This is a genomic window from Alistipes sp. CAG:29, from assembly GCF_000435435.1.
Taxonomy (GTDB): Bacteria; Bacteroidota; Bacteroidia; order Bacteroidales; family Rikenellaceae; genus Alistipes; species Alistipes onderdonkii.
Genome location: NZ_FR893438.1, coordinates 23,266 through 34,579 on the forward strand (window position 1 = coordinate 23,266; position 11,314 = coordinate 34,579).

Annotated in this window: 5 protein-coding genes; all 5 read right to left on the reverse strand. The window is 59.9% G+C overall.

The window, feature by feature from the left end:
- Positions 1-8 precede the first annotated feature (8 nt).
- Positions 9-2,948 carry a discoidin domain-containing protein gene (locus tag QVP03_RS04400; RefSeq protein ID WP_022332370.1) on the reverse strand — a complete coding sequence of 980 codons (2,940 nt, stop codon included), beginning with the start codon at positions 2,946-2,948 and terminating at the stop codon, positions 9-11.
- A gap of 234 nt (positions 2,949-3,182) precedes the next feature.
- Positions 3,183-4,982 carry a RagB/SusD family nutrient uptake outer membrane protein gene (locus QVP03_RS04405; RefSeq protein WP_022332371.1) on the reverse strand — a complete coding sequence of 600 codons (1,800 nt, stop codon included), beginning with the start codon at positions 4,980-4,982 and terminating at the stop codon, positions 3,183-3,185.
- A 21-nt stretch (positions 4,983-5,003) separates the two neighbouring features.
- On the reverse strand, positions 5,004-8,051 hold the full coding sequence (locus QVP03_RS04410; protein WP_022332372.1) for a SusC/RagA family TonB-linked outer membrane protein: 3,048 nt from the start codon (positions 8,049-8,051) through the stop codon (positions 5,004-5,006).
- Positions 8,052-8,322: 271 nt separating this feature from the next.
- Positions 8,323-9,987, reverse strand: a complete 1,665-nt coding sequence (locus QVP03_RS04415; protein WP_022332373.1) for a GxGYxYP domain-containing protein — start codon at positions 9,985-9,987, stop codon at positions 8,323-8,325.
- Positions 9,988-10,018: 31 nt separating this feature from the next.
- The gene (locus QVP03_RS04420; RefSeq protein ID WP_022332374.1) at positions 10,019-11,059 is read right to left on the reverse strand and encodes a glycoside hydrolase family 130 protein; all 1,041 of its coding nucleotides are present in this window, start codon (positions 11,057-11,059) and stop codon (positions 10,019-10,021) included.
- Between the last annotated feature and the right edge of the window lie 255 nt (positions 11,060-11,314).

Here is an 11,314-nt window from a genome sequence, read left to right on the forward strand (position 1 = left end):
ACCCGCAATCAATCGTTATAGGGCCTTGCGACCAGTTTGTAGGTATCCTCCCCGAGCAGCGACTCGTCGATCTCGATGTCGACCTTCCGGGTCTCGCCCCGCAGCAGCGTGAAGTAGTTGTCGTCCATGATGACCGGCAATATCTGCTCCCCGGTCGAGGCGTAGACCGGCATGAGGCGCACGGCAAACGCCACGCTGCGGCCCCGGTTCGTGACGGTCGCGCGGATGATGCGCTTGCCGTCCACCGTTTCGGCTTTCGTGCGTACATCCAGTTTCGCGGGTTCGAGGTCGTTCAGCGCACGGTAGTCGCCCAGGCGGTTCGAACGCCAGTAGAAATTCTCCGAAAGCAGGTTCCCGGCATCGTCGGTCAGCCGCAGGCGGATGAAATGCACGGGCGAAAGTTCTTTGGCCGGGGTTTCCGGGCCGTAAAGCTCCATTTCGAAGAGCACCAGCTGCCAGTCGTCGTGGGGCGCCGTGCCCTGCAACTTGACATAGCGCGCCGTCACGGGGTCGATTCGTATCCGGTCGATGGGCGTGCTGGGCTTGCCGCTGGTGTAGACCGTCCGCCACTCTTCGGCGTCGTCCGACGCGAGTATCTCGTATGCTTTGGCCGCTTCGCTCTCCCACGTCAGGACGATGTCCGAAAACTCGGTGGGCGCGCCCAGGTCTACCATGACCCACTGCTCGCCCGGGCCGCCCGAGCGCCACGAGGAGCCCGTATTGCCGTCGGTGACGGACTTGGCGGCATGCGCGCCGTCGTTTTCCGACGACGAGGCGACGGTTTTCTTACCCCGTGCGAGGTTGCGGTCTTCGGGGAACGGCAGCGTCATCACCCGGGTCGCCGTATTGGGCAGCGACGACAGGGCGGCCCGCTGCGCATAGCGCTTCACCTCGCTGCCGTCCATATTGTAGACCGCCGCCGTGGCACGCAGGCCGTTGTAGGCCTCGCCGCTGGCGTTGACCACCTTGACCGTGTTGTCGGCGTAACTCCACTGGATATGCAGCGGTTCGCAGGCCTTGCGCACGCCCCAGTAGGCACCGTTCAGGTCGTAATAGTAATCGTAGGTCTGCCATACGAACGACGGGTAGGCCGACTGGCTCATCCAGGTCAGGATGCCCGAAGCGTCGTTCCACAGGTGGTGCTGCCACCCCTCGTACATCGCCTTGTTGACCTCGATGTTGAGCAGCTGCGCCTTGCGGCAGAAATCCTCCGCGCCCGCGGCCTTGCCGTAATTGTACTCCACGGCCGCGAAATAACGGGTCGGGCGCGCATTGCCCGCCGAGTTGCCGAAGAAATGCTTGTCCAGCATCCCGGGCGAAGCCGGCCACCGCTCGGGCTCGGGCATGAACTTCTTATAGCTCTCGTAGTTGGTGAAGACGGCCGAGCCGATCTCCGTGCGGAAGCCCCAGCCGTCGAGCTTGTGGTCTCCGTAGCCCAGCGGGTGGGCCGTGAAGTACCAGATCGGATGGGCGTTCACCCAGGGGCCGCTGCCCGAGAATCCGTACTCGCGCGAAATGGGCTGGTACCAGCGGTCGCCGCCGTCGAAGGCCTTGACATCCTCGCGCAGCCACTCGTTGAGCGGCGCCAGGGGCACGCCCTCGTTGTCGCCGCACCAGACGGCGATCGAAGGATGGTTGCGCAGCCGCTTGATTTTCTCCACGGCGTTGCGGTTGAAGGCGAACACGTCGTCCGGCAGGTTGGGATGCGAATTGAGCCAGAAATCATCGAAGACCATGATGCCGTAGCGGTCGCACGCCTCGTAGAACTCGTCGTCGGTCGTCGAACCGATCCAGTTGCGGATCATGTTGTAGTTCATCTCGCGGTGCAGGCGGATTTTGAGGTCGTACTCGGCGCCCCGGCAGCGGAGCATATACTCGCTCATGCCCCAGTTACCGCCCTTGCAGTAGATGCGCTCGCCGTTGACCGAGAGCTGGAACACACCCTTCACGAAGTCGTAGGAGTACTCCCGGATGCCGAACGTCACCGTCCGGCAGTCGGAAACCTCGCCGTCGACCTCGCACGTCAGCTCGCACGTATAGAGGTTTTGGTCGCCGTACCCGTTGGGCCACCACAGGGCCGGGTCGTCGACGGTCAGCTGCGGGAACTCGCGGGGGTCGACGCCCACGGTGCGCTGCTGGCCCGCCCCTATTTTAAATCGCTTCTCGAAGGTGATGTCGCCCGGGCGGATGACGCCCCTCACGACCCCGGTTTTCTCCTGCTGCGAGTGGTTCTTCAGTTCGGTGGTCAGCGAGACGACGCCCTGCTCGCGCGAAGGCACCCTGGTACGCACCCACGGGTCGACGAGCGACACGTCGCCCGACGTGGTGAAATACACGTCGTCGGTGATGCCGCCCAACAGCCCGGGGACGTAGGGCATCCAGTCCCAGCCCGCACTGGAAATATAGGTCGGGCTGGCATGATTGGCGATCGGGTTCGTCGGCACGCGCACCAGCACGGCCAGCACGTTGGGCGCGGCATCCTGCCGCAGCAGGTGCGTGACCTCGAACATGCCGCGATCCATAAACCCGTCGAGCGACCCCAGCCGCGCGCCGTTGAAATAGACCTCGGCCCCGCGGTTCACGCCCTCGAAGCAGATCCAGCGGCGCGCACCGGCGGGCAGGTCTTTGGTCGCGAACTCGGCCCTGTACCAGAAATTGCGGTCGTACTTGCACCTGTCCACCTTGTAGGCATTGTCGCCGAAGTTGGGGTCGGATTCGATCCCCGCCTCGACGAACGACGTGAAGGCCGCCCCCGGGACGACCGCGGCGACCCAACCCGAGGCATCGTAGCCCGCCCCGAGCATGGCTTTCACGTCGGTCACCTCGTCCTGCGCCCGGAGCTGCCATGCGGCAACCCGGCCGTCGCTGTTGAGCGACACTTTCTGCACAGCGGCTGCCAGGGGAAGGCACAGCAACAGCGACGCTGCGATCAACAGATATTTTTTCATTCCTTCGTTTTTTACAGATTATTCGCTCCCGCACGGCTTCAACGCCGCCGGTCATCCGGCACCGCACGGCCGCACGCACGCGAAGGGCGGCAACCCGCCGATGCAGGCCGATCCGGACGGCCCGGCCGGAAAAAATCCCGGCGACGGCGAAGTGAAACAAAAACGATCCACCGCCGTCGCCGGATTATCATACCGCCCCGGGTAACCGGCCGGTACGGCCTTCACAACCGGTTTTTACCAACCGGTATTCTGGTCGAGGTTCGGGTTCTGCGTCGTTTCGGCATAGGGGAACGGCCACAGGTAGAAGCGGTCGCTCCAGGTGCCGCGCGTCGACAGCGGGTCGTAGCGCACTTCGTAGTTGCTCCAATCGGTAGGATCGGTCGTACGCTTGGTCGCGTCCTTGAGCCCGACGAGCCATGCGCATTCGTTACCCCAATGCTCGCTCACACCGTCGATCGAAGTGTCGGTGATGAATTTCTTGTAATCGCCCCAGCGAATCAGGTCGACATAGCGGCTGCAATCCTCCAGCCACAGCTCGAAGCGGCGCTCGGCCTTGATGCCGTACTCGGCGTTATCCATATCCAGCGCGGGGGCGTCGGTCAGGCCCGCACGGCGGCGCACCTTGTTCAGCGCCTCCAGGCCCGAGATATTGGCCGTACCCTCGCCCGACATGCAGACAGCCTCGGCATAGAGCAGCAGTACGTCGGCATAGCGCATCAGCGGGAAGTTCGTCCGGTTGCCGTTGGTCTGGCCGCTTGCGAAACGCTCGGGAACCACGTCGTCCACATAGTCGTAGTATTTCATGCGGAAATAGCCCTCGTTCTCGAACAACATGCTCGACATGACGCCGCGCACGTCCTTGTTCAGGTAGGGGAAGTCGTGGTACACCTCGCTGTAAGTGGCGATGGCCGCACGGCGGCGCACGCTGTTGCCGTCGTGCTTGGCAAATGCATAACCGAACGTGCGGGTCGGGTTGATAAAGCCCCAGCCGTCGGAGGCGGTCGTCGTGTTGCCCGGCAGGTTGACCTCGTCCTTACGCCAGTTCATGTAGGCGCGGAACCAGTAAGGCTCAGTGCTCGTGATCGTCGTCATGTCGCCGTCGATGTCCAGCTCGAGCAGGAACTCGTCGCAGAAATCGGCCTCGGCACGGTAGAGCGTCAGGTATTCGTACTCCTCGCTGCCGTCGCTCCAGTTTTCGTTCTGGCTCTTGGCCAGCTGCATGTTCGTGCCGTAGCTCGACGGGCCCATGGTCGCGGTCTTATCCCAGAGTTCGTATTTGCCCGAGTTGATCACCTTGGCCAGTTCGACCTTGGCGTTGGCATAATCGTTCTGCCACATGTACCCCTGGCCCTTGTAAGCGTAGCAGGCTTCGGCCGTCCAGCGGCCGCCGATGGCTTTCTGGCCGCCCAGTCCGCTCTTCGAGGGAAGCACGGCAGCAGCCTCGTCGAACTGCGTCATGATCCATTTCCAGTTGTCCTCGGGGTTCGAGTTGCCGGGATAGAACGAATAGTTGATACCGTCCAGCACGTGATCCACGAGCGGGGCCGAGCCCCACAGCTGCGTCAGGCGCATCATCGCCCATGCACGCCAGGCCTTGGCCTCGGCGATCACGCGCTTGCGCTCGGCGGAACCGTCGTTGAGTTTGTCCACGATCATGTTGCATTTGTACATGATCTTGTAGAAACGGGTATACATCTCCTTGTAGGCGTTGTTCTCCGAATCGTCGATCATGGCCGACATGCGGTGGTATTCGGTACCGTCGTTCGGGCCCGAACCGCCCGGCCAGCACTCGGCCGTTTTGGCCGAGGTGGTTGCAATGTAGTGTACGCCCCAGTCGCCCATCATCAGGTACTTGGCCGTGACGTATACGTTCGCGATCAGCTGTTGGGCCGTCATATCGTTCGCCTCCGCATAGGTCTTGTCCACCTCGGTGACCCCGAGGTGCTCCACTTCGTCGAGACGCGCCTGGGAGCACGAAGTCGCCATCATCGCTCCGGCAAGCAGACCGGCTAATGCCAAAATATGCTTTTTCATAATAGTCATAATGTTTTTAGGTTAGAACGAAAGGTTTGCACCGAATGTCAGGGTCTTCGGGGTCGGGTAGTCGCCATTGTCCATACCGATGCCCGACGTACCGCTGACAGCTTCCGGATCCATACCCCAGTAGGGCGTGATGCAGAAGAAGTTGTCGAGCGAAACATAGACGCGCAGGCGCGAAATGGCGATCTTCTTCGTAAAGGACGAAGGCAGCGTGTAACCCAGCTGGATCTGCTTGATCTTGAAATAGGAACCGCTCTTGAGCCACATGCTCGAGTTTCTGGAAGCGGTATCGCCGATCGGATCGGGATGCGGGTATTTGGCCCCGGCGCCCTTCACGTCCCACGAATCCGTCCACAGTTCGGAGGGCTTGTTGGCCGAAGGCGTCAGGCGGGCGCCGTAGAGGCTCAGCAGGCCGCCGTGGCTTCCGCTGCCGAATACCGTCAGGTCGAAGCCCTTGTAAGCGGCGTTGAGGGTGATGCCGTAGGTAAAGTCGGGAATGGCCGAACCCAGGTACACCTTGTCCTTGTCGTCGATCGTGCCGCTCTTGTCCTTGTCGTAATAGATGGCGCTGCCGTCCTCGGGATTGACACCGAGGTATTTGTAACCGTAGTAGCTCCACATGGGCTGTCCCTTGTCGAAATAGACGAAATCGGACAGGTCGTTCACGATACGCGCACCTTCCATCTCCTTGACCTCGCTGCTGATGGTGGCAAGGTTGGCATTGACGCCGTAGGTGAACTCACCGACCTGATCCTGCCAGCCGAGTTCGAACTCGAAGCCGTGGTTGTTCACCTTGCCTATGTTCTTCGCCATGCTCGTGGTACCCGTCGCAAGGGGTGGCGTCAATGTAAGAATCTGGTCGACGGTATTTTTGTTGTAGAAATCCATCCCGAAAGTCAGCCTGTTGTTCAGGAAGCGTGCGTCGACGCCGACGTCGAACTGCCGTGCCGTCTCCCATTTCAGATCCGGGTTGGCCAGCACATCCGAAGGATAGACGGTGGAAACCAGCGAGCCGTTCATGGGGTAATAATCGCCCACGCTCATCGACGAGCTGTACATGAAAGCGCCCAGCGCGCTGATATTACCGTTGACACCGTACGAAGCGCGGAGCTTCAGGAACGAAATGATCTTGGGGTCGATATCGCGCATGAACCGATCGTTGGAGATCGTCCACCCGGCCGACACCGAGGGGAAATAGCCCCAGCGGGCTTCCTTCGACAATTTGGAGCGGTCGAAAGCGTCGGCGCGGAAATTGACCATGATGTTGTAACGGTTGTCGAACGTATAGCCGACACGGCCGAAGTAACTGATACTGGAAATTTCGCCTACTCTGCCGCCCACGCCTTTGGTCGCGTCGGTCGAAGCGAAGTCCAAGTGGTGGAAATTGCTGCTGCTGTCGGTCAGGCCGTTGGTCGAACCCGAAGTGAAGTTGCTCCACTCGTACTGGTAGGACATACCGACCATCGCGTTGATCGTGTGCTTGCCGAACGTGTTGTTGTAGTTGGCGAAGTTCTCCCACATGTAGAAGCGGTTCATCGTGGTCTTTCCGTCCAATTGCATCTTCGTGCGCGACGACACGGCGAAGTAGGTCGGCACGCCGTAGAAACTGTAATTGGTCGATTCGAGCCGGTAACCGACACGCGACGTGACGGTAAGGCCCTCGACGGGGGCGAAAACCAGCGACGACGCACCGCGCAGGGCGAAGTTCTTATGCTCGCCCGTGTTGCTGTAATAGTGGGTAAGCGGGTTGACCGCGTCCTTGGCGGCGAACGGAATGCCGACGTAATCGCCCTTCTCGTTCTTCATGAACATGTTGTCGCCCTGCTGTGCGATCAGCTCGGTCATGTATGCCGGCAGGTTGTCCTTGTCCCAGAAAGCGGGCAGCAGCGGATCCATGCCGTAGGGGTTGATGAACTGGTTGCTGTTGCCCAGATTGCTCACGCCGTCGCCGCTGTTCTGCGAACGCGAACTTTCGACCGTATTGTTGGTCGTGAAGGTGAGCCATTTCTTGACCTTGTAGTCGCCGTTGAGCTGGAAGGTGACACGCTTCAGCCAGTCCTTGTTGCCGTAGTACATACCGTCGTTGTCCATATACGACAGCGAAGCGTAAACCGAACCATAGTCGTTGGCCATTTCGACGCCGGCCGTATGGCGCTGGAACGAACCGTTGTCGCCGTAAAGCACGTCGAACCAGTCGGTATCGGTTTTACCGTCCCACGCGGACAGCGACTGGCTGTTGCCGGCGGCCGTCTGATAGGCCACGTACTGCTCGGCATTCATCAGGTCGGCCTTGCGGGCCAGCGAGGTGATGCCGTAGGTGAAATCGTAGAAGATGCGGCCGTCGCCCTTCTTACCCTTTTTGGTGGTGATAAGTACGACGCCGTTACCGGCCTCGACACCGTAGATGGCCGCCGAGGCACCGTCCTTGAGGATCTCCATCGACTCGATCGACGAGGGGTCGAGGTAGGAAATGTCCGACACCTTCAGGCCGTCCACCACATAGAGGGGCTCCGATGCGCCCGAATTGTTCGAGCTGAATCCGCGGATACGGATCGAGGGACTCGAACCCGGAGCGGCCGAAGAGGAGAGCACCTGCACGCCCGGGGCCTTTCCCTGCAGGGCCTGCTGTGCGTTCTCGACCGAACGCGATTCGAACACGTCGCTCTTCACTGAGGTGATCGAACCCGTCACGTCCCTCTTCTTCTGGACACCATAACCGATGACGACCACTTCGTCGAGCGTCTGGTTGTCCTCCTTGAGCACGACCTTCATATTCGTCTGTGAGCCGATCGCAACCGTCTGGGGTTCATAACCGATGAATGTCACCAGGAGGCTCTGGTTCGCCATAACGCCGTTCAGTGCGAAGGAACCGTCGGAACCCGTCGAGGTACCCTTCGTCGTCCCGTCGATCACCACGGCGGCACCCGCAACCGGATTCCCCTGTGCGTCGACGACGGTTCCGGTCAGATTGTGCGTCTGTGCAACAGCCTGACTGCCTGCGAACGGAGCGACAAGCATCAACATCACTGCTGCAAAAGCTAATTTCAGTAAGCTTTGTTTCATAATTTTAATCAATCATTAATGTAGTTCGTTGGTTGTCATTTCTTTGCTTCCCGCGGGAACGCCCGGTTCCCGGCGGATCGGTAGGTTTTACATCTTTTCAGTTTATGGCCAATTAGGTGTTAAGTTAATAAGTAGTTTATAATTAGGTATTTATGAATATCACAACACTTTTTACAGGGTGCAGTCGGAAACACCCGCCGCAGGAATCAGGGGTGTCAGCGTACAGGGTGTGCCCGTCGGGGCACACCGATGCACGCGGCATTCCGCACGATTATTCTACGGGGAGACCCTTATAGGCGCGGTACGTAGCGGCCAGGTCGGCAGTCCTCAGGAACACGTATTTCCGGCCGTCGTTGCGGGCCTCGATCTGCTTTTTGAGCTCGGACGCATAGGTGGTCACATCCTCGCTCGCCGTGCCGATCATGACCGACAGGAACAGCGGTTCGTCTACCGGGGCGCTGTCCAGCACCTTGTTCAGGTATTCGGGACGCGAATTGGTCGTACCGATATGGAAACAGTCGTTGTCCATGTGGTATTCGTCGGAACCGATGCCGCGCCAGTCGGTGCCCGCATAACCGCCTTCGAGGCAGTAGGGCTGTACGTTCCAGGCCACGGCTTCGCCGTCGACCATCTGCTTGAGGGTGTGCATACCGGCCTGCCTGAGGTAATGCCGCGTCAGCGAGCAATAGAACGAGAAACCGCTGTAACGGTCGGTCGTCGGGGAGCCGTCGCCCATCATGGCGCCCATCTCCTGACCGCCTTCGTTCATCACCTGCTCGTACCAGGTGAAAACACGCGGCGCGAGGTCTACGATGGCGGGGTTGATGATCCACGTCACGGGGACGTCGCCGTAGGCGGCCGACTCCTCGATCGTGTAGGGCATGTAGATCATCGTATGCAGCAGGTTGTCGCCGTCGGAGACGAGCATCGCGATATAAACGGTATTGGGCTCGGCCTTGAGCGCCTTGGGTTCGATGGGCGTACCCTGCACCGAGGGGAACGAAGACATGACGGTCATGTTCTCGACCGAAATGAACGGCACCATGAAATACCCGTATTCGGCGAAGAGCTTGTCGGCCTTCAATTCGTCCGTCCAGCCCATGATCTGGGTGCCGGCGGGGTATTTCTTGACGATGTTCTCGTAATATGCGCACTGGTCATGATCCTGGATGTCGAGGAAATAGGTGAACAGGCGGTTGGCAACCACGTAGTCCTTGTTGGCTGCGCCCCAGCTCTCCTGGAAATCGGTGGTCATGTGCGACCAGGTGAAAGCCACGTCGCGGTTGGCCGTCTCGAAATAGTTTTCCACGAGCCAGTCGACACACTCGATGTTGGTCTTGAACATCCCGCGCAGATCCCGGATCACCGGAAAATCGTACCCCTTCACCTCCTCGTAAAGGCGGGGTGAAACGATCAGGGCGTCGGTCTGTGCCGCGATCGTAGTCGCCGCCTCGATCGTGGCCTCGACCAGTTCGGGGTCATAGATGACTACGCCCTTGATATGCTTCTTATACTGCTCGACAAGCGCCGAGAACCCGGGGTTGGACTTGGTCGCATCGAGCGTGAGGGTCTCCTGCGGAATGTCCTTCAGCACACGGTCGAGCCAGAACTGCCCCATCTGGGCCATGTCGTGCGGGCCGGTCTTCCAGCCGCCGTGGTTGTCCTTGCAACGGCTGTTCATCACATAGATCTTCTGTTCGCTGTCGCGGTTGACGATACCCTGCAGGCCGATGGCAGCGACCTGCCCCTCGATATCGTCGTTTTGCAGGTCTACGATGACAAGCGATTTGGTCGGGATTTTGACTTTCGGATAGAGCCTGCCCGTCAGGTCGACGTCCGTGGCGGCGCGGCCGCAGCACGAACCGCCGTTCTGGCACGAAGCGAGCGTCATCAGACAAAGCAGGGAACCGAAACAATAGGTCAAAGTTTTCTTCATGGGTTTTAAGTAGGTTTTATTGGGATTTCTATTATAAGTCTTTGCGCAGGTTTTCCAGGATTTCGCCTACGGAGAGGTCGGCCCGGCAGATCACCTTGTCCGAAGCCCCGTAGTACAGGGCGATGCGGTCGCCATCGACCAGGTGGCCGTTGGTGAAGATGACATTCCCGAAGAAGCCTTCCAGTTCGTAGGGTTCCTCAGGCTCCATGACGGGCGTGCGGCTGCGCGCCAGCACCTTCGACGGGTCGGCGGCATCGAGCAGCATCGCCCCCAGGCAATAGCGGTTCGAAGCGTCTGCGCCGTGGTAGATCGTCAGCCACCCTTCGCCCGTACGGATCGGGGCACACCCGGCACCTATGCGGGCGCTGTCCCACATCCCCTTGCGGGTACGGGCCACACACCTGTGGTTTCCCCAGTGGCGGAGGTCGGGGCTCTGGGCGATCCAGATATAATTCCCGCCGATCTCGGGGCTGCTCGGGCGGTGCAGCATATAATATAGGTCACCTACCTTCTCGTCGAAGAGCGTGCAGTCCTTATTGTGCGGGGGCAGCACCAGCCCGTAATCGGTGAAACGGCGCCAGTCCGACGTGCTGCGCATCCGCACCGCCACGCCGTTAGCCGAGACGGCCGTATAAGTCAGGTAATACTGCGTCCCGATCTGCGTGACGCGGCAGTCTTCGATCCCGTACGCTTCGTAACGGTCGCTGCCCGTCAGCGGCGGATATCCCGCTTCCTCGCGGAAACGGATGCCGTCGGTGCTGCTCACAAGCCGCAGGTGGGACATCGTCGTGAGGAAATCCTCGCCCTTGTAATTGATGACCCTCGGATCCGAGAGGTCGAGTTCGGGGGAGGCGGCCGGGACACGCATCACCGTCACGTGGTTCTGCGCGTCGAGCAACGGGAAACTGACTTCCCCTTCGGCCTGTGCAGGGCGTTCGGCGACCCTGACCAGCATCCAGACCTTCCCGTCGTAACGGAATACGCCGGGATTCAGCAGGCATTCGATCTGCATCGAGGGTTGGCTCGGACACAAATCTTCGGGGCTCAGGATCGGGTTATGTGCGTAGCGCATGGTCAGTGGTTTTTTTGTAATTCAAAAGTAGATTATATTCCGCGCCGAATTGTATACAATACTACCAAAATGGTATAATCACAGGATACCCGCAAGAACCCGTGAATGTTCCATACGGACACATTAAATACTAATAATCAGCAACAAACAGTATGATTAAGGCACACCTCCCGCCCGAAAAATCCGTATACTCCCTTCCCCGGGCCGCTCCCGGCAGCCCCAAACCCTCCCGCCCGCACATCCCCGTCCGACGGC

What these genes read in the sequence shown, in the direction of transcription:
- QVP03_RS04415 (WP_022332373.1), bottom strand. Translation starts at nt 9,987, where the DNA reads ATGAAGAAAACTTTGACCTATTGTTTCGGTTCCCTGCTTTGTCTGATG.
- QVP03_RS04400 (WP_022332370.1), bottom strand. Translation starts at nt 2,948, where the DNA reads ATGAAAAAATATCTGTTGATCGCAGCGTCGCTGTTGCTGTGCCTTCCC.
- QVP03_RS04420 (WP_022332374.1), bottom strand. Translation starts at nt 11,059, where the DNA reads ATGCGCTACGCACATAACCCGATCCTGAGCCCCGAAGATTTGTGTCCG.
- QVP03_RS04410 (WP_022332372.1), bottom strand. Translation starts at nt 8,051, where the DNA reads ATGAAACAAAGCTTACTGAAATTAGCTTTTGCAGCAGTGATGTTGATG.
- QVP03_RS04405 (WP_022332371.1), bottom strand. Translation starts at nt 4,982, where the DNA reads ATGAAAAAGCATATTTTGGCATTAGCCGGTCTGCTTGCCGGAGCGATG.